This window comes from Acetobacter sp. DmW_043, from assembly GCF_002153485.1.
GTDB classification, from domain to species: domain Bacteria; phylum Pseudomonadota; class Alphaproteobacteria; order Acetobacterales; family Acetobacteraceae; genus Acetobacter; species Acetobacter thailandicus.
Genome location: NZ_JOMN01000023.1, coordinates 1 through 21,409, shown reverse-complemented (window position 1 = coordinate 21,409; position 21,409 = coordinate 1). Strand labels below are relative to the sequence as shown.

Sequence of the window (21,409 nt, the reverse complement as noted above, 5' to 3'; positions counted from 1 at the left end):
CATCTGCACAGTGGGTGGCAGAGCCGCAGGCATTGTCATGGTGTCTGACGTGGTGAAACGGTGAGCTGGGAACCTGTGTCAGATGTTTGTTTTTTGCGACGCTGTAACCAGTAATGCACGCCATAACCGCATGGAAACAGCAAGGCAAAAAACCAGCCCAGAAGACCAGGCAGGCTCATTCGGTTTGATATCTGAACCTGAGGCAGGTGTGGCAACGCTTCTGGCAGCAAGATCACAGAAACCCGGTCATAGGCCAGGTCCTGCACTGCATTGGCGACCATGAGCTTAATTTTGGGCAGTAGCCCTGTCATTGAAGTGCCGGCATCATAGCGTATAACGACCGAGGCTGTCGCTGGTTTATCTATACCGGTAACAGGGTCATTCACGGCTGGTGCTATATGCACACGGGCATCAATAACGCCGTCTATATCGTTGAGTGTGTGTCCAAGTTCCTGGCTGATGCCATAATATAGTTTTGCGCGCTCAGCTGTCGGGGTGCTTATCATGCCTTGCTGCTGAAAGATTTTATCCATACTTTCGTAGTCGTTGCGTGGATAATGACTGGCCTGAAGAACAGAGACTGCATCTGCGACCTGACTGCCTGCCACTTCAATGGTTGAGCTGCCATCTTTTGCAATGACCCGGTCAGCAGAGATGCCGTTATGGAGCAGGATGGCAGTCATCTCCATGGCATCACGTTCTGAGAGATGGGTGTACAGCTGTGTCTGACAGCCTGTGAGTGAAAGTAAAATAAGCAGGGCCGGTAGTCTGACCTGAAAGCGGCGCATAATGTCAGCCCCCCTGCGTGAGCAGGCTCTTCAGGGTAGAGGTCATATTTTGTGAAGAGACAGTAATAATATGTGTTTCAAACTCAGCGTTTGAAAACGCCATCTGCCTGCTCAGTGCCTCATTATACATCGCAATTCCCTCCTGCTCGACCTTTTCGAAGATCTTTGAATGATCTCCGCCCGGTGCTTTTTCGGTGGCAGAGGTGAGAGATGAGAGAGGTGTTTCCGAAGCGTAAGGTGAGGATTTTGACGATGAAGAAAGGCTAAGCTGTGTACCATCAGGCAACATTTCAGGAGCCAGAGAATCAAGATGGGTAAAAGAGCTGTTTATTTTCCCCAGCCCGCTCAGAAAATGCTCGCGGAGTGTATCTGCCGGAGTAACAGAACCGGTAATGAATGATGTCTGCTCAGGTGTTATTTCAGTAAAAGCAAGCTGCTGGACGCCATGTGCGCCCCCTCCCTGAGATATATCATCTGAAACCTGATTCAGTGCTGGTGACGCAAGAGATGTTGCATCTAATCCTGCAAGTCCTGTCATACGTATTGCTCCGGAGACAGCATTTCTCTTCTGCACACAATGATTTTTTAACAACTAAACCTGACCTGAACCTGACCTGATATTATAGTGCTTGAAAGAGGGCTTAATGATTGTCGTGTACTTTTTTTGAGGTATATAGTGCAGCGATGAAGCAGAAATTTAAGTCGCGTATGATGAGGCTGATGACACTGCGTAAAGGGTGGAAAAATCCATCGTTTCTTTCTGGTTTTTTGGCTCTGATAGCAGTCATAACTGTTGAGACAACAGCCCGGGCAGAGGTGATGCCGTTACCAGATCAGGGGCGGTATACTGTGCTTCATCAGACATTATCTGAGGCGATTACTCAGTTTTGCGGAGATGTGGACTTAAGGGTTATTATCGACCCCTCAGTTGAAGGGAATGTCCGTTCAGGGTTTACAGCGGCAACGCCGATGGCATTTCTTGATGCCCTGACTGCCGAATACCACCTGGACTGGTATTACGATGGTAATACATTATACATCACGCCTGCTTCAGCAGCGTCCAGTCATACATTTTCACTGGATGGTGTGCCCTATGCACGGCTGAGACGGGCTATTGATGCCAAAAAAATGTTAGAACCACATTATTCTGTTCATGAAGATAGTAATGGTGATGCTGTTACGGCCTTCGGGCCACCGCGTATGCTTGAGCGTATTGATCAGACCATTCAGTTATTGAAAACCAGGGCGGCTCATCAGACAGTGACTATTTTTCGTGGTGGAGCAGTGCAGCAGGTGCCTCAGTAATAAATGACAGTTTGATGAAACCGCACCGTTTTTGTCAAAAATCAACTCATCTCAAAACTGCGTCAGGTTCTGGTCAGAATAGTCAATTACTTCCAGCTTATGGCCGATCCACGTAGCGTTTTTTAAAAACGTTGCCGGGTAAAGATCGGACCTGAGAGCAGGTTAGCCCTGTTCTCTGGTGTTTCAGTCTCTGGGTCGGAAAGTATGGTGACGACGATGGATGCGACAAGTGGCGTAAGTAGTTATTCAGACGGGAGCACGACGTCTGACCAGGACCTGAGTGCTGATACTGCTCAGCAAATGGCGCAGGCTCTTTCTCAGTTACTTGAATTAATGGAAAAGCAGGCCGAAACTCAGGATTCTGCTAATTCAACAGCTGTGGGTGATACCGGGCTTTCTGTTACAGGTAATCTTGATCAGGATATGACCACGCTTAAAAAGCTGGTCGATGGAACAGGCACAAACGGCAACACGCTGCAGGAATATGCACGGGCTGTTGCGTCTGAAGCCAGCAATCAGAGCGACGGTATTGATTCTTCCGTTGCGACAAATATTGCTAACAGCCTCTCTGATGGCACTTACGAGCAGGGCGGCAGCAGCAATGCCATCGCTGCGGCCATTCAGGGAAAAAGCGTTGATGCAATAACAAACAACGTAAATTCTATTGCGAGTGGTCTTGAGTCCGGTCAGTCAGGGACGGATGAAGTCAATAACTTTAATGCACTGGCAACCGAAGCCTCAAACGCAGGCAATACACAGCTCGCACAAACGGCTAAAAACCTTGCGAGTGAAGCTGAATCAGGTTCGTTTAACAGCTCTTCCGCTGTCAAGGACCTTGAAGCCGCAATAGGTGAAAGTTCAGACACCAGCACTTCAGCTGCCTCTTCAGCATCTTCCGATAGCAGCACGCAGGAAATGGAAGGGGTTGCAGAGGAAATGGCGGCTATGATTTCCCAGCTTATGTCAGAAATGAAATCAGGTGGTTCATCTTCTTCGTAAGAAAATCTCTGATGTTCAAAGAGGTATCAGTAACACACTGATATTTTTCACTTAGTTTTTTTATTGTCCAATGGAGTTTAGAATGAGCGGTTCAATTTCTTCTAATACAGATTCTACAATGAGCCAGGTTATGCAGGAATCTGAAGCTATGGAAGATCAAAACCTGCAGGAGCAGGAAAAAATGTCTGAAATTTCTAACGCTCAGACGTTTGCTAACGACTTTGCTCAGACAATGGAAAGCAATGCCAAGTCTTCCTTCACGAAAGACTGATCTGCACTAAGCAGAAAATGGTCTGCAAGGGGGAATATTTCTGCCTGGCAGACCATTTTTGCATCTGATGAGGGGTTGCCGTAAAGTTATGAACGCAGAAAATTCTTTTATGTTACAGGTGCATAATGGCTTGCATGCTGAAGCAAAAATGATTTCTGCCAGTGGTGCCCCGGTGGTGATTGGCTCCGGCCCTGAAGCCGGTATGGCCTTGCTTGATGAGGGCATTGTTGCCCGGCATGTGTCTGTAGAGCGTATCGGACCTGATATTTTTTCAGTCACAGCTCTCAGTTCAGATGTCTTTGTTGATGATGCACCGCTGGCGGTGCATGAAAAAAGAGAGATCAGAGCACCTGCGGGTCTGAGGGTTGCAGGTGTAACAATTGCGCTGTGCTCCAGGCAGAATGTTGGTGATGTTTCTACTTTGTCTGCGCAGTTTTCTGAGGTTTCAGAAAAAAACAGATCGACAAAAAAGCTCAATCCGGTTGTGTTAATTGCCGGTGGGGTTGCCGTGGTTCTGGGAATTCTTTTGTGTCAGGCAGCATTACACCCTGACGCGATGGGTAAAGAGAAGCCGTTTGTGCCACCAGCCAGCCAGAGCGCTGATAATGTCGGGACCGGATCTTTGATCAGAGAGGCCACGTTAAGCGATGCGGCCCTGGGGCAAAAGGTTGTAAGTGCCATTGCCCGCGAGCGCCTGTCAGCTCTTAAAGTCAGTGCTGAGTCAGGTGTTGTGACTGTTGAGGGCACTCTGCCGGCGCAGGATATGGCAAAATTTCATATAATAGAAAAATGGTTCGATTCTGCTTTTGGCACGCAGTATGTCTGGATTTCTAAGGTTACTGTCGGGTCAGACAGTCCGCCACCCGACCTGCCTGTGCAGGCGGTATGGACCGGGAAGAACCCCAATATCGTTGTGCATGCCCAGCGTTATAAAGCCGGATCAGAAATTGTAACAGGATTGTCTCTTTTAGAAATCAGATCTCATCGCATAGTTATGAGTAAAGGTTCGCAAATCATTAACGTTCGTTACTGATCTGCGAGTCTGAGGTGCGATAGCGATATGAGGTCTATGTGTTTCAAAGGATTGATGGCGGAGGCTCTGTCAGGCTCGATCGTGCTTTGCAGGATGTATCTGTGCAAAGTGATGATCCTTTACTGAAAACAGAGGTTGCGTCAGTTCAGGAAGCGCTTTTTGCTGAGGATGAAATAACCGACAGCATAGACCCGCCGAGTGTTATTAACGCTGTTTTTACGCATATTATGCCGCATATTTGTAACCCCGCTGTGCTGATGCCTGCGCAGAGGCGGCTTCTTTTGCGGCGTCTGGAAGCACGGATATCTTCGCATGCTAATACGGCACCGGTTGTGCCTGGCGGTCTTGATACATTACGTCATGAAATCGCCAGTCTCGACAGGTTACTTCATGCTTCCAGCAATATAATTGGCGGATAATGTGATGGAGCGCGATCAGCGCGATCTTCTGGTCTCTCTGGCTTATCTGTATATTTGCTGTGGTCGTAACTGGCGGGCTTTGCCAATGCTGCTGCTGGTAATTTCTCAGCAGCCTGATGATTGCGAAAGCCTGCGTATGCTGGCGCATGTTTATACAATGATCAGACGGGGCGAGCTGGCTCTCGCCGTTCTGGACCGTCTTGAAGAGATCAGGCCCGTTTCTGATAATGCTCATACTCTGTTGCGGGCACGTGCGTTGCATCAGCTTGGGCGCCTGGAGGAGGCCCGTGCGGCTTTTGCCTGTTATACGCGGGCTCTGCGCTGATGAAGGCTCTGACACCTTTTTTCCGTGTTATGAGCCAGCGTCAGGATCTGGCTCTTGTTCTGGTTCTTATGCTGACTATCGGCATGCTGATCATGCCATTGCCAGCGGCTCTGGCCGATATACTTATTGGCTGCAATTTGAGCTTATCTGTTCTGCTGCTGATGGTTGCAGTATATCTGCGCTCCCCCCTCGATCTGACGGCCTTGCCTGGTATTATTCTGATCTCTACAGTTTTTCGCCTGGCTCTTGAGGTCACGGTGACCCGCCTTATTCTCACGACTGCTGATGCCGGTACGATTGTCGAAACTTTTGGCGAGTTTGTTATCGGGGGGAATATTGTTGTTGGTCTGGTCATTTTTGCAATTGTAACGACTGTTCAGTTTATCGTTGTTACAAAAGGTACTGAACGTGTAGCCGAGGTTGGTGCACGTTTTACGCTTGATGCCATGCCAGGTAAACAGATGAGCATTGACAGCGATCTGCGCTCTGGTGACATCGATGCTATTGAGGCAAGGCGAAGGCGAGCCGAATTATCGAGTGAAAGCGCGTTACATGGCGCAATGGATGGTGCGCTAAAATTTGTAAAAGGCGATGCTATTGCAGGGTTAATTATTATTATTGTGAACCTTGTGGGGGGTATTAGCATTGGTATTGCACAGCGTGGCCTGTCTGCCAGTGAAGCCATGCACACATATACGCTGCTGACTGTTGGTGACGCGCTTATTTCTCAGATTCCGGCCTTGCTGTTGTCAATTACTGCGGCAATTGTTGTTACCCGTGTCGGGGGGCATGGTCTTGACCTCGGGCGTGATATGGCAGGCCAGCTGACATCGCATAAAGGCGCGCTGCGCGTGGCATCATGTATATTGCTGGCAATGGGGCTCATCCCTGGTTTTCCTAAATCTGTATTTTTTGTTCTGGCATTACTCTTCTTTTGCGGCAGTCGTCCTGACTGGAAAGCTATTTTTGATAAGCTGACACGACGAAAATCTGTAGATGAATCTGAGCTTGCTGATGGAATTTTTCCTGAAATATCCGTTCCTGAAGGGCAATTAAAGCCCGGTGAGCAGTTTACGTCATTGCTGGCTATTACCCTGACCCCGGGGATGGCCGCTGTGTGTGATCGCTCTCGTCTTGAGCGCTTTCTGGCCCGTGCTGGTTCTGACATTGAAAAAGAGTTTGGTTTCAGTTGTCCTGCTCCATGCGTGCGCACTGCTGGTCATACGGATGATTTACGGTTTTCAATTGATCTCGAAGATGTCCCGATTGAAGAGCATGAAATGTATCGCAATGCATTCGTGCTGTATGATGATCCTGTGCATCTTGATCTCGCCGGAATTGAAGGGGTGGAGGGAAAGCCTCTTTTAACGTCCGGGCCTTCAGTATGGGTTGCTATGGCGGAAGAAGGACGTCTCAGAGCAGCAGGTATCGGGTTTTATGATTATGTCGGGGTTATAGTTTTTCGCTTCCGTGCGGCCATGCGCCGGCATGCTGGCCGTTTCGTCGGCTTACAGGAAACCAGACATATTATTCAGCGCGTGGAAAAAGAGTATGGAGACCTGACGCGTGAGGTTCTGAAAATTGTGCCGGTGCAGCGTCTTGCAGAAATATTGCGCCGCCTTGTGGAAGAAGATGTTTCATTACGCAATATGCGCCTGATACTTGAAACACTTGTGATGTGGGGCGAGAAAGAGAGCAAAGCGCCGTTACTGACAGAGCATGTACGCCAGGCTTTATCGCGTCAGATATGTCATCGTTATGCCTCTGCACAAAAGGCTATTGCTGCTGTTGTTATGACGCATGAAGCAGATGAAATCATTCGTAAATCTGTTCGTGAGGCACCTTCAGGAGCATTTCTTGCGCTGGAGGCAGATGCCTCACAAAACCTGCTTGATGCAGTGCGTGACTGCCTTAATGCAGCCCAGGGTAACATGGGTGAAGACACTGAAATTACAAAACCAGTTGTGGTGTGTTCAGTGGATACACGTCGGTTTGTCAGAGGGTTTCTGATGCGTAACGGCTTCGATAACGCCGTACTTTCTTATCAGGATCTGGCTGAAGAATTTCCGGTTCATCCTGTTGGTTCTGTCGGGATGGGCTTTTTTGGAAATGACAAGGCTATTGCAGGAAAATAGCCCGGGTAAAAGGACGAGGCAGGAGAAGATCATGAGACTGATGATCATGTCACCCGATCAGAGCTTTGCAAACAGTCTGGCAAAGCACTTACATCATGCTGGTTTTGGTACAGATATTTTTATTATGTTTGAAGATGCCAGCTATGCCCTGACACAGGGGCATTATGATGCCGTTATTTTTGACCCCCGCGTGTATGATGGTGATTATAAGACGTGGTGGCGAGACAGGAAAACTATCAGGGGTGCTGCTGAGGACACTTTTCTTCTGCTGATTACAGACACACCTGAAGAGCGAATTATTGCCCTTGAGTCAGGAGCGGATGACAGCGTAACGCGCGAAGTTACACCACGTGAGGTTATTGCCCGTATTCGTGCCGTTTTACGTCGCTCTCGTGTGCAGACCAATGATTATCATAAATTTAGTGATGTCACGCTTTGTCCGTTCACGCGTGAAGTGTCAGTGGGTGGCCTGGCTTTGCAGCTTCAGAAACGCGAAACGTTTATTCTTGAAGCTCTTATGCGTCGTCGGGGGCGTGTGGTGCCACGTGCCGGGCTTGAACACGATGTATATGGTGCACTGGCAGAATATTGCCCAAATTCTTTAGAAGTACGTGTCAGCCGTATCCGCAGGCAGCTGGCTAAAGCTGGCTCGCATGTGAAAATTGAGGTCGTGCGAGGCGTTGGTTACCGGCTGGCTGCAGAGTGTGGTTAGCAATAAAATGTTTTTAAAAAAAATCTGGCATATTCGCATGGCAATCAGGCCTGTCAGGCTTTTATGCACTGCTTCAGCGACTATGCTGGCACTTAGTTCTTCTCTCAGTGCCCGGCAGGTTCAGGGCATTCATAATATGACGCTGACAGTCGGCGGCGGGCAGCTCATCTCTCTGCCCGGACAGGTGGCAAATGTTATGATTGCTGATCCGGCAATTATGGACGTACAGTATACCGATAATAACAACCTCTTTATTTTTGGTAAAAAGCCCGGTCATACCACCTTTATTGTGCTTGATCAGAGTGGCCGGAAAATGATTTCGGGTGACGTAACAGTCACTTTTAATATGGATGCTATGCATCAGGCTATTCAGGCTGAAGGCGGGCAGAATATCCAGGTAGAAAATTCACCTCAGGGTGTTGTTCTGTCCGGTCGGGTGCCAGATGCACGGGCAGCAGCGCATCTGACCGCACTTGCGCGTCAGTATGCGGGCCCGGGAGAGCAGATTATAAACCGGCTGACCATAAGCCAGGCTGTGCAGGTTAACCTGCAGGTCAGAGTAGCCGAAGTACAGCGTAAGGTATCGCAGGACCTTGGGTTTAACTGGACAACCGTTTTTAACGGTGTGGGGTCTTTTGCTATCGGAGCGGCTACCGGTGGTCTGAGCGAATTGCCCAGTGCCATTAAAACTGTATCAAGTGCAACAAATACACTATCAGGCAGTTATACTAACGGGAGCTCATCAGTAACTGGCACCCTCGACGCTATGGCGACGGAAGGTCTGGCAACAATGCTGGCGGAGCCTAATCTGACAACAATGTCGGGCGAAACCGCAAAATTTTTGTCCGGCGGGCAGTTCCCTGTTCCGGTGCCTCAGGGGCTTGGTTCGGTTGGCATTACATATAAAAATTATGGAGTAAGTGTAAACTTTACACCGACGGTTCTGTCTGACGGTACTATAAGCATGCACGTAGCACCTGAAGTCAGCACGGTGTCGATGGAAGCTGTTGATGGGGCGTATTCCCTCTCCGGCGGAAGCGGGAATATCGTGCCGGCAATTCGTACAAACAGGGCCGATACCACTATACAGCTTGCCTCCGGTCAGAGTTTTGCCATTGGTGGTCTGATTTCTAATGATGCGAGTAATACAATTTCGAAAGTGCCCGGGCTGGGTGATATTCCTGTGTTGGGAGCGTTGTTCCGTTCTACGTCTTTTCAACGCAATGAAAGTGAGCTGCTGATTGTTGTAACAGCTTATATTGTGCATCCATCTGATCATGTACCTGTGTTGCCGACTGATTATATCAGGCCAGCATCAGCTTTTGAGGCGCTTTTGCTACATCGTACTGCCAGTGCCACGCATGGTGATATTGATGCCCTGCGCGCACCGCATCTGCAGGGTGCAGGAGGGTTTCTGTATCAATGAAAAAATACATCTTACTGACTCTGCTTCCGTTTTTTGTCGCTGGTTGTGATATGCACTGGGCACGTCAGGGTAACAAACCGCCGCCATTACTCGTGGGAGAGAATGACATCAGCATATCGCTGTCAGAGGAGGGGGCTTATCAGGCCGTGGCGCAGGCACTGGCAAAAATAAATGACCCGCAAAAACTGCATGTGACACTTAGCAGCGTTAATAAACAGCAGGCTGAAACAATAAGGCATATGTTAACCCATGCAGGTGTTAATGCTGCCCGGATTTATTATGTGGATTCACCGGCAGATATGCTGGTGATGAGACGTTACCTCGTCGCGCGGCCTGACTGCGGCCTGGCTGTTCATAAAAGCTGGACAGGAGATGTCTCGAACAGCTTGTCTGCTACCGGATCATGTGTGCAGGCCAGTGCACTGGCTGAAGAAATTGATAATCCGGGAGATCTGGTTCAGCCGGCGCATCTGCAACCTGCTAACGGGGCAAGATTTGGCCGGGTTGTTGAATTGTGGGAGCAGGGGGCGGATAAAAATAACCAGCAGCAGCCTGTATCGCAGACAGGTTCAGGTTCAGTTTCTGGTGCTTCTGGTTCAGCCGGCGGGAGTGATAGCAGTCTGACACCTGCAAGCCAGACGATGCCGGCTGAGACCACGACAACAACACCGCTTGCGGCCAGAACAGCAGGTCAGTCTGATAACACAGATGATGATGCAGACTCTGTTCCCTGAGATGCGTGGAGAAACGAATAAAAACGCATATTTTGTCTTGTCTCTTCGCTATTAAGGGCAGCACCCTGTGCGGCCTGGCGCGCATCAGTGAGGTTACCTTCAAGCGCATAAACAATAGCGAGGTTTCCATCAATGGTGGCGAGTGAGCTGGCGGGGGCTCCTGTTTCTACAGCTTCCGTGCGCAAGGCCAGAAGTGCTTTACGGGCTGTTTCGTTCTGTCCGTCCAGCGCTTCAGAGAGAGCGAGATTATTACGTGCTGCAATATTATGCGGGTCAATTTTTAAAGCCGTCAGGTAGGCCTGCTGTGCTCCTGGTGAATCTCCTGACAGTTCATAGGCGACGCCGAGTGCAACACGAAGAGGTGCCGAGTCAGGGTGTTGTTCTATCAGAGGGTGTAGAGCTGCAATGGCTTCCTGAGAGCGGCGCGCTGTATTGAGCAGGCGGGCAAGGAAAAGTGTAAGCTGTATTTTGTTATGATCAGATGAATAGTTTTCAGCTTTATGAATAGCATTGATTGCTTCTTCTGCATGACCATTATGCATAAGAGCATTGGCATAAGCTATGACATAGTCAGCATTATCAGGGCGTAGTTGCATCGCGTGGCCGTAAAATACGGCAGCCGCAGCCCAGTCACCACGGGTTTCAGCACTGGTGCCTATTCTCATCATAGCGTCTGGGTTATGAGCAGCCTTTTGTTGTCGGGCTGCATCTGAAAGGTTGTGTGAATTATTTGTGACGCACCCGGCAAGGAGCGTTGCCGCAAAAATTGCAATGACCACTCTGGATAAAGCTGTGAGTGGCAAAGAGGACCGCGGCATGTAGAAACCTTTATTATGACACATAACAGAGCGCTGAGAAAATCAGGCGGATTTTATAATACCAATATTAAAAGTATTTTCTTAATATAGATTTTTTAAGATTATGTTACACGTCAGGTCCGGGTCAGCTTTCTGTGACATAGCCAAGCCGTTGCGGTGAAACCGTGACAGCGATTTATGGTGTGTTAACAGGTTAGTGGAATGAATCTGACGTCTGCCGAAAAACATTTATCGCGACCAGAGCAGAGAGTACAAACACAGGTTCTTTCCCGCTCTGTTCAGGTCTGGATCGCCGAAAGCCTGGCAAAGGGCTATACGGCCGGGCAGATAAGAACAATTCTTATCAATGGTAATACACCTGGTGAGCTTGCTGATCGTGAGATAGCACAGGCAGAAAACAGTCCGTACACATATGCAGCGCGGCGTTGTATGGTAGTGGCCAGAAAGCGTGAATCATTGCTGAAAACGCTTGACTTTTATCATCGTATGAACAGCGATTATTTTCGCCTTAAAAAAGAAACTCTGCCTGCCTATAAAACATTTATTCAGAATTTTTTGTCGATAAACCGTGCCGGTTTGTTTAGCGGTGGCTTTGACCACTGGGCAGCCCGCCACTGGACACCTCAGTCGTTACTTGAGCTTGTCGGGGCTGGCACAAAAATACAGGTGCAGGCAGGCCGAACAGGTGAAAGTGCATATGAAGAGAAAGGTGAGAAGCTTAAGCGTTTCATTCCTTTTGAAGAGCTTATTTCTGCTATGCTTCATGGCAGGGGGAATGACCTTTATCTGACGGCTAATAACTTTTTTCTCGATCAGTCGCCATTCGCAGCATTGCGAGAGCAGATTGGTAATATAGGGGATTCATACCTTAATAGTGAATATTTAGCGAAATCTATGTTTTTATGGATGGGGCCTGAAGGCATCGTAACGGGGATGCATCAGGACCTGAATCATATTCTGTTTTGTCAGATTTACGGTCGTAAAAGATTTCGTCTCTACCCGGCAACTCAGGTCCCTTATATGTGTAATGACAGGTGGATTTTCAGCCCGGTAGATCCGACGCAGAACATCCCTGAGCAACATGCAGAGTTCAGAAATGCTGCGGCAATCGATATTACTGTTGAGCCGGGCGACATGCTTTATATTCCGGCAGGCTGGTGGCATCACGTAACAGGTGAGACAGCAAGTATCAGCATAAGTCTTACAAATTTACGCGGGATGCCTAATCATTTTATTGATTATCCACCTGACTACTCCAGTATCATCTGAATTTAATAATAAATTCAGTGGTTTTTAAATAAAGGTGATGAAAAATGGTAGCTCTTGATACATCTTCAGCGCAGGGCAGTGCGTTATCACAGCCTTCTTCAGGTAACACTGAAAATCTCTCAGATTCTAAACTGGAAGCTGTGTTTACAGAGCTTTTAAATGAGCTGACTGGTTCTGACGGCGCTAAAAATAATCCACATATAAAAACGATTACTGTGATGCAGAATTCTAAACCATCAGAAAATTCTGAAACATCTGCATTACATACCACGTCAGATATAAGAGTTATTACAGTCGTGAATCACCGGCCAGAGAATACTGTTTCTACATCTGATACTTTGCCAGAAACCAGATTAATTACTGTTGTTAATCATTTATAATTTTAAAAACATCATGTTATTTACCGGCGTGTTGTATTTTAGGTTAGGTTTTTAACAAAGGTATATGTCGGGTTTTTATTTCTGATATGTTCATAGTTTTAGAAAATTCGACATTTTGAAATCAGGATAAGGACAGCTTTGCCTTTTAAAAAAGATGAGCAAAGCCAGGGATTATTCTGGATGCCTTATGGTTCTGAAGTATTGATGTGTACGGTAATGGCAGTAGAGGGGTATAAATAAATGGGACATATTTTTTCTAGGGAAACAGGTGTTTCCGAGATAGCCAGCGAAAATAGAGATGCTGATGATGAAATTACGGATGCTTCTGTAAATAATACAAATAGTGAAGAATTTTCTAATCATTTTACACCATCTAACGGAAATTCAGCGTCGAATGAAAATGCGGAACAATCTGGTGTGGTGGAGGAGCCGTCTCAGGAAGAAAATTTAGCGTCGAATGAAAATACGGAACAATCTGCTTCTGGTTCAGTGAAAAATCAGCAAGAGCTTGCAGGGCGTGATGAAGGTCTGGTATCGGATGCTACAACCGAATCTTCTGCTGTAAAACCTGGTAATTTTAAAGGGTTTAAAACAAAAAATGAAGATACAATAATAAATATTTTAAAAAAACAGCCAGGAGAAAGCATTAAAGACTATGGTGACCGCCTTGACAAATCTCTTAAGCCGCTGACACTTGCGCTGGGGGTTTTGAGTTCGGGTGTAGGTTTAACAAGTATGGTTATGAGCGTTGAAAATCATGAAGAATCAGAAAAGAAAGATGATACATCTTCTTCTTCAGAAAATTCAGGTTCTGATACACTTCCTTATATCAGTAAAGCTCCGGACCTGAACCAGGTGTAGAATATAACTGATTAAAAACGATATAAATTTTTAATAAATTTAACGGGCAGATTAAAATTTTAATCTGCCCGCATTGTATAATTATCATGTAAAAATTTTTCATAAGAATTTTATGAATATATTAAGAAATTATAAATCATGATCTGTTAATAATATGATTAATGACGGATATAGACAGGAAATCATTTTTCTGAATCCGGAGTGCTCATGTTGCAATTAGCTCCATCATCAACGGCATCTGTTGTTGCCCTGATAATTTGTTTTGTCCTTGTTTGTGTCTTTGAATTTGCTAATGGATTTCATGATACAGCTAACGCAGTTGCGACTGTTATTTACACACGATCTCTAAAACCGCGTACTGCTGTTATTTGGTCTGGGTTAATGAATCTGGTCGGTGTGCTGCTGGGTGGCATTTCTGTTGCTTACGCCCTTGTAGAACTGCTTCCGCCCGATGTGCTGACCCCGCCTAATGGTAATCCGGCAGTACCAATGCTTGCAGCATTGTTTGGTACTGCGCTGGCATGGAACCTGCTGACCTGGTGGCTGGGTATTCCCAATTCTTCATCTCATTGCACAATCGGTGCTTTGATCGGTGTAGCTATTGGTGATTCGTTTTTGCATGCCCGTGATCTGGGACATTCGGTTGACTGGAGCCAGATCTGGAAAGTACTGCGTGCCCTGGCTGTTTCGCCTGTTTTAGGGTTTATTCTCGCAGGAATTCTGTATCTCCTCATCCGTGCCTCTGTAAAACTTCCAGCATTATTCACTCCGCCTGATCAGGATGATAAACCGCATCCGGTTGTGCGTTGTCTTTTAATTTTAACTTGTACTTCAGTTAGTTTTTCACATGGCAGCAATGATGGTCAGAAAAGTATCGGTTTAATTATGCTGACAATTATAGGTTTGTTGCCGGCATCATTTGCTATGAATCCTGGCCATCCTATCAATCGTTCTGAGCTGGCTGGCATTGCTATTGAGGCTCGCCCGCTTATTGCTCAGTATGATCGCTTTAATTTTCGTCAGGATGCGCTTGAATCAGTTGAACGTCTGAGTAATCCATCCGTTCCTGTTACAGCATCAGTAGTGAGAGGAGATGTGTATCAGATCCTTTCAGGCGTTCAGGATGTCAGCGCAAACCCCGCGGCGTCAGGTGCTGAACGGATACAGGCTAAAAAATTAGCCAGTCGTTTACGCCCCAGTGTAGAGTATGCACCGATGTGGGTACGTATTCTTAGCGCACTGTGCCTGGGTATAGGTACAATGGTGGGCTATCGTCGTATTGTTAAAACCCTGGGGGAGGGGATTGGAAAGCAACATCTGACACCCGCACAGGGAGCGGCTTCTGAGCTGGTTGGCGCAGGGTTAATTGCCACAGCTGGTTATACAGGACTTCCCGTTTCCACTACACATATCATTACTTCTGGCGTTGCGGGAACAATGGTTGCAGCAGGAAGTGGTATTAATGCGCGAACCCTGAGTAAAATTGCACTCGCCTGGCTTACGACGTTACCTGTTACGATAGTTGTGTCTGCCTGTTTGTTTTATATCATGGCCTGAAACGTAAAAAAGCGAGCCATATCATATGGCTCGCCTGGCTAAACTATTTTTCTTTTTTATATAAATATTTTAATACAGCTCTGGTACAAGCATAGTTTCGGGAATAGGCTTGCGTTCATAATCAGGATGAAAAATGCGTTCTGGTAATACAATATCAGGGTGTTGCGCTGCCTCATATGGTACCTGTGCCAGTAAGTGAGAGATGCAGTTCAGGCGTGCCCGTTTTTTGTCAACAGCCTGTACAACCCACCATGGTGCTTCTGGTATGTTCGATCGTTTCAGCATAATCTCTTTAGCAAGGGTATAGTCCTCCCAGCGGCGGCGGCTTTCAAGATCCATGGGAGAAAGTTTCCACTGTTTAAGGGGGTCTTCAATGCGGGCGCGGAAACGGCTTTCCTGTTCATAATCAGTGATAGAAAACCAGTATTTTATAATTTGTATGCCGCTGCGCACCAGCATTCGTTCAAATTCAGGTACGGCACGAAAAAATTCTTCGTATTCATCATCGCTACAAAAATTCATAACACGCTCAACACCAGCGCGATTGTACCAGCTCCTGTCAAATAATACGATTTCTCCTGCTGCGGGAAGATGTGACACATAACGCTGAAAATACCATTGTGTTCGCTCACGATCATTAGGGGCTGGTAAGGCTGCAACACGACAAACACGGGGATTTAAACGTTGTGTTATACGTTTTATTACCCCTCCTTTGCCGGCCGCATCCCGTCCTTCAAAAATGACAACGACCTTGTGTCCTGTGTTCTTGACCCAGTCCTGTAGTTTAACCAGCTCCCCCTGCAGGCGTACCAGTTCGTGAAAGTAGGTACGTCTGAAGGCACGTGAAGCTTCATCCAGCTGGCCACCAGCTATGTCTTCTTCCAGTGATAATTCAAATTCTTCATCGAGGTCATCAATGATCTCCCGGCGAATTTGTTCTCTCATATTGTCATTCAGGAAGGTTTTGTCGCTACTGTGCATAGTTGTGTCCTTATTGGTCTGGTTAACTTGTAGCCACAGGAGTTACGATAAACTTACAGCTTCAACGAATGAAAGTTCAATGACGATATTTATATGCCGGAATATTATATACTCAGAGAGCACATCAAACTCACAGTCTATCATTTCTGCAATTCATATCGCAGCAGACTTCTTCTTCTATCTCAAGGAATGATTACTGAGCCTAAAATAACAACAATTGGAAGAAATATTTTTAGTCGATTTTAATGCCAAATTTCTGATCCCATAACTGGACATCGGACATTATGATCCCTTCCTCAAAGCTGCCTTTCTTCTTTTATATTGGGGGTGGTTTCCACGTTTCTGGTGCGTTTTTGCACGTCACTTCTTGTTTCGGTTCAGGCTTCAGCTGCCGGGGGCAGGAATATCCTGACGGGAAGCAGATGTGCGAGTTTCTGAACCAGCTCTCTGTGCTCAGGCGTTGCTGGTCTGGTTTTTAGTAACGCTTCCTGCACCGCCTGAGCTGTTTCTGTATTCTGTCAGTTCAACTGTCCATTACGTCAGGCTGTGCGTGCGGCTAAAGGAGGCAGGCTTCGTTCTGGCGCCTGACGGGTGAAAATGGCCTCTTTTTTTCCGATGATCCCCATGACAAAAGCACGTGACCTATACTCATCGTTCTGTGTGTTCTGCACACTGCTGGTGCAGATGCTGTCTTCTGGTTAATGAAATATCTTCTGTCACCGGTTAAACAGTCCGGGAATTCAGAAAGCTTCCTGTGAGTGAGAAGTCTCTGTGGTATGACTCTGAGATGCTCGTCATTTCATTCATTTCCAGTCATGAAAAATGGAAGCTCACCTTTTTACGGTATGTAAAAAAGAGAATGTCATGATTACAAGTTTATGCTCTCAAATTATGAATAAAAATTAATTTACATTGAGTATCACGAAGATTTTTATTTAATTTATCATTTTGTTAAAAAAATAATGACACATTTTATTTATTGTTGTGTAGTGTTTTTCTAAATTATCTTTTAATTGCCGGAGAAGTATAATGAGTGTCGTTTCAGGTGGTACTTTGTATGTTATTGATACTGTTAGCGGCACCACGGCTCCAGGTAACTTTGGTGGTGGAACTTATTCGTCAGCAGTTGTTTTTTCCGGTGGTTCTTATAATGGAGTGACAATTGTTTCTGACGGAGCGGTTACTGTTTCTTCTGGTGGATATATATCAGGTACGACGATAAGCAGATCGGGTACACTGACAATTTTGGCCAGCGGCTATAGTTCAGATACAACATTGCTTGCTGGTGGTACACTGAATATTGGTGATACATTTAATGCAAAGCATCAGACTACTAAGCTTGCGAGTTCAGGCGCGTTAATCAATGTCATGTCCGGAGGCACTCTTTCAGCGGGTGATGTTACCTCTGGCGGTACGATTAATGTTAGCAAGGGAGCAAAGGCCATTGGGACAATTGTGTCAGGTGGCGGGTTGCTCGAATTTACTGAAGGTGGAACCGGGACATATACCAGCTTACTCGCTGGTGGTACTATTAATATTGGCAATCAAACAACTTATGATTTTCAATATCAGACATCATTAACAGTCTCTTCCGGTGCAGAAATTAATGTATCGTCAGGTGGTACTATTGTTTCAGGCCACGTGGCCTCTGGCGGTACGATTAACGTTAGCAGTGGAGCAGTGGCCTCTGGTACGATTGTTTCCGGTGGCGGGCTTTTTAATATCAGTGGTGTAGCTTCCGGATCAACCGCTCTGAGTGGCGGTGAGATTGTTTTGTCTTCTGGTGGAAGTACAAATATAGTTAATATAAGTAGTGGTGGTATATTTAATATTTTATCAGGTGCAACTACAAATAATACAATCCTTTCTGCTGGCGGCACTCTTAATGTATGGAATAGTTTTGCTGCTGCACATCATGACTATCATACGGCCAGTTCAGGTGCCGTTATTAATGTGATGTCCGGTGGTGCTTTTTTATCTGGTGATGTGGCTTCAGGCGGTACAATTAACGTTACCAGTGGCAGTGTAGCTTCGGGCACGATCGTCTCTGGCGGTGGTACTATGGCTGTATCCGGCACTGCCTCTGCTACGACAATTAGCAGTGGTGGTGCTGTTACGGTTTCGTCTGGTGGGTATCTGACCACTGCGACTGTTCTAAGTACTGGTGTTGTTACTCTTCTTTCAGGCTCTGTTGCTTCTGGCATGAATATTTATGCCGGAGGAACAGTTAATCTCGGCACTTATTATAATGCAGGGCATGTTTACGCTATGCAGGTGCATCTGGGGGCCATTAATGTGCTTTCAGGTGGTGTGCTTTCTGCGGGTGATGTTGCTTCTAACGGCCGGATCAACGTTAGTAGCGGCGGTTCAGTCGCTGATACGGTCGTCTCAGGTGGTGGTACACTTAATGTTTCTGATGGTGGAGCTGTTAATTCAGCTAGAATGATAAGTGGTGGGACCCTGAGTGCGGCAAATGGTGCATTGCTCTCAGGTCAGATTACAGTTAGCGCTGGCGGTACAGAGCTGAGCGGGTTACTGGCTGGTGGTGCCGCAATGGCGGTGCAGGGGACAGCTTCTGCGACAACTATTCTTAGTGGTGCGACAGCTACAGTAACAAGTGGTGGAACAATAGCTGGGGCAACCATTGGTAGTGGTGGCGTTATTACAGCTTCTTCTGGTGGTTCTGTTACTTCAACATTTATTGGTAGTGGTGGTACGTTAAATTATTTTTCTGGTGGTTTTGGGAATTTAAATGACCTTAATGCCGGCGGAACTTTTAATTTAGCTCGAAATTTTATTGCTAATCATAACCGTTATTTAACTGCTTCATCAGGCGCGGTTATTAATGTTCTCTCCGGAGGAGCTTTATCCGGTGGGGATGCGCTTTCCGGTGGTACTATTAATTTAAGTAGTGGCGGCGTTGCTTCCGGCACGATTGTCTCAGGTGGCGGTACGCTGGCCGTTCTTGGGGTGACGTCGGCTACATCTATCCTTAGTGGTGGAGCTGTTACAGCCCTTTCGGGGGGTACAGTCGCATCATCCAATATTAGCAGCGGTGGTGAGCTGACTGTTTCAGCCGGTGCAGTAACAACTTATACGACATTGCTTGCTGGTGGCACGCTTAACGTTGGTAATAATTTTGCTGCGAATCATTCGGCTTCCAAACTTGCTGTGTCTGGTGGTGCTATCAACGTTCTTTCAGGTGGTGTTCTGTCCGGGGGGGATGCAGGTAATTCGGGGACGATTACAGTCAGTGGTAATGGTTCAGCTGTCAGCACGTTTATTTCAAGTGGCGGTGTACTGGATATTACGTCCGGTGGTATTGCAATGACAACTGCGGTCAGCGGTGGCGGGTCTGTGTATGTTGCCTCAGGTGGTACGGTAGGTGATACAACAATCAGCAGTGGCGCCATACTCACAGCTGATGCAGGCAGTGTTATTTCGGGCAATATCATAACAACCAGCGGTGCCACTGTTACCATTCCTTCCACAGCGGGCGGAACAGTTACGCTTAACGGTGATGATAACAATAGTCTGATTATTACGGGTCAGGGTAACCCGAATACAGTGATCATGGGTTTCTCAGAAAAGTCGGGTACCGGGATCACGGATGGTGTTACTTTTGAGAGTGTGAAAACTGATGATGTTGTAACCGTTCAATATCCTGATGAAAATCATGTGATGTTCACACTGAAAGATGGTTCAACAGTCACTGTTAATATCGTGGGTGTGAAGAGTGTCGGGTATAAACTGGCTTCAACGACAGATGATGACCTGATTTATGAAATATGCTTTCTGGCAGGTGCATTAATAGAAACGCCTGATGGCACTGTTGCTGTGCAAAACCTGAGAGAAGGTGATGATATTCTCACCTGGCAGAATGGTGTGGCCAGCAGTAATAAAATTTCGTGGGCGGGCAGGGCACATCGTTTCATCAGTCGTGGTAAATCGCATGACGAGGCCGGGTATCCGGTGCGTATAGTAAAAGATGCTGTTGCCCCTGGTGTTCCTTTTGAAGACCTGCTGGTGACTTCTGAACATTGTCTGTTTTTTGAAAACAGATTTATCCCGGCTCGTATGCTCGTTAATGGCCGGTCGATCTTCTATGATACATCGTTTGCTTCTTACGAGTATTTCCATATTGAAACAGAAGACCACTCTGTCATCATGGCAAACGGTATGCTGACAGAAAGCTACCTTGATACGGGTAACCGTCATGTTTTCCGTCAGGATACAAATGTTATCACTCTGAGCCCGAGAGCGAAGCTGTGGGAAGAGGACGCTGCTGCCGTACTGGATGTGAGCCGTGAATTTGCTGAGCCTTTGTTTCATCGTCTTAATGAACGGGCAGGTGAAATGGGACTTGATTTTAACGGTCATATGCCCGCTTTAACGACTGATGCCGACCTGCATCTTATTGCTGGTAATAACATGCTTATCCGCCCTGCACGTCAGGTAGGGAATAAGGTTATTTTTATGCTGCCGGCATGTGTCGGGGAAGTTATCATTGCCTCACGCTCCGGTCGCCCCGCTGATGCTGTTGGTCCTTATATTGATGACAGGCGTAATCTGGGTGTTCTGGTTGGTCAGATTACTCTGATGGAGGCCTCAGGAACCAGTGTTATTGATATGCATCTGCGTGAAGATTCTGCCGGGGGGTGGTCAGGACTGGAGCACCCTGCATGCCGGTGGACGACAGGCCGCGCTCATCTGTCATTGTGCAGAAGTAACCCTGATACAGTAGGGCTGCTCTCTGTTGAGGTTATAAGTGCGGGGCCATATCTTCTTGAAGGAGATGTAACAAAAGGCTCTCTTACTGCCTGACATGGCAGACAACATAGTGCTGAAAAGGTAAGTTGTCAGAAGAGAAACCAGAGGGTTCGAGGAACCCTCTGGTTTTGAGGGCCTCTGTGTGATTTCATTCCTTCCATGGTGATTTGGGGGATTGGTTCATGAAACAGCTGGGATTTTTTGATGTTGAGGAGCGGCTTGCCCGGCTGAGCGGGCCTGGCGATCAGCTCGAAGCCTTTTCCCGGACTGTAGATTTCGAAGCCTTTCGTGCTAATCTGGATAAAACATAGGCCTGTGCGGATGGAAGCAAAGGCGGACGACCGCCATTTGATCCGGTGCTGATGTTCAAAATCCTGGTGATCCAGACCCTGAACAATCTCTCCGACGAACAGACGGAATACCTGATCAACGACCGTCTCTCCTTCATGCGATTTTTTAGGTCTGGGACTGTCGGACCGTGTGCCTGATGCCAAAACTGTCTGGCTGTTTCGTGAGCGTCTGACACAGGCGGGAGCAATTTATGTTTTGTTCAACCGCTTTGATGCGACCTGGAGGGTTCGAAAAACCCTCTGGTTTTGAGGTCTGCTCTGTGATTCCATTTCTCG

General features: G+C 47.0%; 20 protein-coding genes and 1 pseudogene. 17 read left to right on the top strand and 4 right to left on the bottom strand.

Annotation, left to right across the window (positions count from 1 at the left end; all coding sequences use genetic code 11):
• Positions 1-35 precede the first annotated feature (35 nt).
• Both sctJ and HK11_RS07955 read right to left on the bottom strand, forming a co-directional pair.
• Positions 36-788, bottom strand: coding sequence for a type III secretion system inner membrane ring lipoprotein SctJ (gene sctJ, locus HK11_RS07960; RefSeq protein WP_086554828.1), 753 nt, complete (start codon positions 786-788; stop codon positions 36-38).
• A gap of 4 nt (positions 789-792) precedes the next feature.
• Positions 793-1,326, bottom strand: coding sequence for a hypothetical protein (locus tag HK11_RS07955; protein WP_086554827.1), 534 nt, complete (start codon positions 1,324-1,326; stop codon positions 793-795).
• Between the two features lie 146 nt (positions 1,327-1,472).
• On the opposite strand from HK11_RS07955, the gene HK11_RS07950 reads away from it, so the two are divergent.
• From HK11_RS07950 to HK11_RS07905, 10 genes are all read left to right on the top strand, one after another.
• Positions 1,473-2,093: a hypothetical protein gene (locus HK11_RS07950; protein WP_143216369.1), complete on the top strand. Its 621-nt coding sequence runs from the start codon at positions 1,473-1,475 to the stop codon at positions 2,091-2,093.
• Between the two features lie 204 nt (positions 2,094-2,297).
• Positions 2,298-3,092, top strand: coding sequence for a hypothetical protein (locus HK11_RS07945; RefSeq protein WP_086554825.1), 795 nt, complete (start codon positions 2,298-2,300; stop codon positions 3,090-3,092).
• 82 nt (positions 3,093-3,174) lie between these two features.
• Complete coding sequence (locus tag HK11_RS07940; RefSeq protein WP_086554824.1) at positions 3,175-3,363, top strand: hypothetical protein; 189 nt, start codon at positions 3,175-3,177, stop codon at positions 3,361-3,363.
• Between the two features lie 109 nt (positions 3,364-3,472).
• Entirely contained in the window at positions 3,473-4,396 is a 924-nt protein-coding gene (locus tag HK11_RS07935) for an EscD/YscD/HrpQ family type III secretion system periplasmic domain-containing protein (protein WP_158092804.1), read from the top strand.
• A 38-nt stretch (positions 4,397-4,434) separates the two neighbouring features.
• On the top strand, positions 4,435-4,815 hold the full coding sequence (locus tag HK11_RS07930; RefSeq protein WP_086554822.1) for a hypothetical protein: 381 nt from the start codon (positions 4,435-4,437) through the stop codon (positions 4,813-4,815).
• Between the two features lie 4 nt (positions 4,816-4,819).
• Entirely contained in the window at positions 4,820-5,140 is a 321-nt protein-coding gene (locus HK11_RS07925; RefSeq protein WP_143216367.1) for a lipopolysaccharide assembly protein LapB, read from the top strand.
• Positions 5,140-7,275, top strand: a complete 2,136-nt coding sequence (gene sctV, locus HK11_RS07920) for a type III secretion system export apparatus subunit SctV (RefSeq protein WP_086554820.1) — start codon at positions 5,140-5,142, stop codon at positions 7,273-7,275. Before HK11_RS07925 ends, sctV begins: the two co-directional genes overlap by 1 nt.
• A 31-nt stretch (positions 7,276-7,306) precedes the next feature.
• Positions 7,307-7,987 carry a response regulator transcription factor gene (locus tag HK11_RS07915; protein WP_158092803.1) on the top strand — a complete coding sequence of 227 codons (681 nt, stop codon included), beginning with the start codon at positions 7,307-7,309 and terminating at the stop codon, positions 7,985-7,987.
• A 37-nt stretch (positions 7,988-8,024) separates the two neighbouring features.
• Positions 8,025-9,413, top strand: a complete 1,389-nt coding sequence (locus HK11_RS07910; protein ID WP_158092802.1) for a type II and III secretion system protein family protein — start codon at positions 8,025-8,027, stop codon at positions 9,411-9,413.
• Positions 9,410-10,147 carry a CpaD family pilus assembly lipoprotein gene (locus HK11_RS07905; protein WP_086554817.1) on the top strand — a complete coding sequence of 246 codons (738 nt, stop codon included), beginning with the start codon at positions 9,410-9,412 and terminating at the stop codon, positions 10,145-10,147. Before HK11_RS07910 ends, HK11_RS07905 begins: the two co-directional genes overlap by 4 nt.
• Here HK11_RS07905 and HK11_RS07900 read toward each other — a convergent pair.
• Positions 10,105-10,965: a tetratricopeptide repeat protein gene (locus tag HK11_RS07900; protein ID WP_158092801.1), complete on the bottom strand. Its 861-nt coding sequence runs from the start codon at positions 10,963-10,965 to the stop codon at positions 10,105-10,107. The genes HK11_RS07905 and HK11_RS07900 overlap by 43 nt on opposite strands.
• Before the next feature lie 201 nt (positions 10,966-11,166).
• Here HK11_RS07900 and HK11_RS07895 point away from each other — a divergent pair, with 201 nt between their 5' ends.
• The 4 genes from HK11_RS07895 to HK11_RS07880 all read left to right on the top strand — a co-directional run bounded on the left by HK11_RS07895 (position 11,167) and on the right by HK11_RS07880 (position 15,032).
• Complete coding sequence (locus HK11_RS07895) at positions 11,167-12,234, top strand: cupin-like domain-containing protein (RefSeq protein WP_086554815.1); 1,068 nt, start codon at positions 11,167-11,169, stop codon at positions 12,232-12,234.
• 44 nt (positions 12,235-12,278) lie between these two features.
• Positions 12,279-12,614, top strand: a complete 336-nt coding sequence (locus HK11_RS07890) for a hypothetical protein (protein ID WP_086554814.1) — start codon at positions 12,279-12,281, stop codon at positions 12,612-12,614.
• Between the two features lie 240 nt (positions 12,615-12,854).
• Positions 12,855-13,475, top strand: a complete 621-nt coding sequence (locus HK11_RS07885) for a hypothetical protein (protein ID WP_086554813.1) — start codon at positions 12,855-12,857, stop codon at positions 13,473-13,475.
• A gap of 207 nt (positions 13,476-13,682) precedes the next feature.
• Positions 13,683-15,032, top strand: coding sequence for an inorganic phosphate transporter (locus HK11_RS07880; RefSeq protein WP_086554812.1), 1,350 nt, complete (start codon positions 13,683-13,685; stop codon positions 15,030-15,032).
• Between the two features lie 69 nt (positions 15,033-15,101).
• Here HK11_RS07880 and ppk2 read toward each other — a convergent pair whose 3' ends face one another.
• Entirely contained in the window at positions 15,102-16,013 is a 912-nt protein-coding gene (ppk2, locus tag HK11_RS07875; RefSeq protein ID WP_086554811.1) for a polyphosphate kinase 2, read from the bottom strand.
• A 424-nt stretch (positions 16,014-16,437) separates the two neighbouring features.
• Between ppk2 and HK11_RS12340 the strand changes: the two genes are divergently transcribed.
• From HK11_RS12340 to HK11_RS07865, 3 genes and pseudogenes are all read left to right on the top strand, one after another.
• Positions 16,438-16,608, top strand: a complete 171-nt coding sequence (locus tag HK11_RS12340) for a hypothetical protein (RefSeq protein ID WP_158092800.1) — start codon at positions 16,438-16,440, stop codon at positions 16,606-16,608.
• A gap of 434 nt (positions 16,609-17,042) precedes the next feature.
• Positions 17,043-20,837, top strand: coding sequence for a Hint domain-containing protein (locus HK11_RS07870; RefSeq protein WP_086554810.1), 3,795 nt, complete (start codon positions 17,043-17,045; stop codon positions 20,835-20,837).
• A gap of 128 nt (positions 20,838-20,965) precedes the next feature.
• Positions 20,966-21,359, top strand: a pseudogene (locus HK11_RS07865) (transposase); the annotation flags it as partial.
• Between the last annotated feature and the right edge of the window lie 50 nt (positions 21,360-21,409).

What these genes read in the sequence shown, in the direction of transcription:
- sctJ (WP_086554828.1), bottom strand. Translation starts at nt 788, where the DNA reads ATGCGCCGCTTTCAGGTCAGACTACCGGCCCTGCTTATTTTACTTTCA.
- HK11_RS07955 (WP_086554827.1), bottom strand. Translation starts at nt 1,326, where the DNA reads ATGACAGGACTTGCAGGATTAGATGCAACATCTCTTGCGTCACCAGCA.
- HK11_RS07950 (WP_143216369.1), top strand. Translation starts at nt 1,473, where the DNA reads ATGAAGCAGAAATTTAAGTCGCGTATGATGAGGCTGATGACACTGCGT.
- HK11_RS07945 (WP_086554825.1), top strand. Translation starts at nt 2,298, where the DNA reads ATGGTGACGACGATGGATGCGACAAGTGGCGTAAGTAGTTATTCAGAC.
- HK11_RS07940 (WP_086554824.1), top strand. Translation starts at nt 3,175, where the DNA reads ATGAGCGGTTCAATTTCTTCTAATACAGATTCTACAATGAGCCAGGTT.
- HK11_RS07935 (WP_158092804.1), top strand. Translation starts at nt 3,473, where the DNA reads ATGTTACAGGTGCATAATGGCTTGCATGCTGAAGCAAAAATGATTTCT.
- HK11_RS07925 (WP_143216367.1), top strand. Translation starts at nt 4,820, where the DNA reads ATGGAGCGCGATCAGCGCGATCTTCTGGTCTCTCTGGCTTATCTGTAT.
- sctV (WP_086554820.1), top strand. Translation starts at nt 5,140, where the DNA reads ATGAAGGCTCTGACACCTTTTTTCCGTGTTATGAGCCAGCGTCAGGAT.
- HK11_RS07915 (WP_158092803.1), top strand. Translation starts at nt 7,307, where the DNA reads ATGAGACTGATGATCATGTCACCCGATCAGAGCTTTGCAAACAGTCTG.
- HK11_RS07910 (WP_158092802.1), top strand. Translation starts at nt 8,025, where the DNA reads ATGGCAATCAGGCCTGTCAGGCTTTTATGCACTGCTTCAGCGACTATG.
- HK11_RS07905 (WP_086554817.1), top strand. Translation starts at nt 9,410, where the DNA reads ATGAAAAAATACATCTTACTGACTCTGCTTCCGTTTTTTGTCGCTGGT.
- HK11_RS07900 (WP_158092801.1), bottom strand. Translation starts at nt 10,965, where the DNA reads ATGCCGCGGTCCTCTTTGCCACTCACAGCTTTATCCAGAGTGGTCATT.
- HK11_RS07895 (WP_086554815.1), top strand. Translation starts at nt 11,167, where the DNA reads ATGAATCTGACGTCTGCCGAAAAACATTTATCGCGACCAGAGCAGAGA.
- HK11_RS07890 (WP_086554814.1), top strand. Translation starts at nt 12,279, where the DNA reads ATGGTAGCTCTTGATACATCTTCAGCGCAGGGCAGTGCGTTATCACAG.
- HK11_RS07885 (WP_086554813.1), top strand. Translation starts at nt 12,855, where the DNA reads ATGGGACATATTTTTTCTAGGGAAACAGGTGTTTCCGAGATAGCCAGC.
- HK11_RS07880 (WP_086554812.1), top strand. Translation starts at nt 13,683, where the DNA reads ATGTTGCAATTAGCTCCATCATCAACGGCATCTGTTGTTGCCCTGATA.
- ppk2 (WP_086554811.1), bottom strand. Translation starts at nt 16,013, where the DNA reads ATGCACAGTAGCGACAAAACCTTCCTGAATGACAATATGAGAGAACAA.
- HK11_RS07870 (WP_086554810.1), top strand. Translation starts at nt 17,043, where the DNA reads ATGAGTGTCGTTTCAGGTGGTACTTTGTATGTTATTGATACTGTTAGC.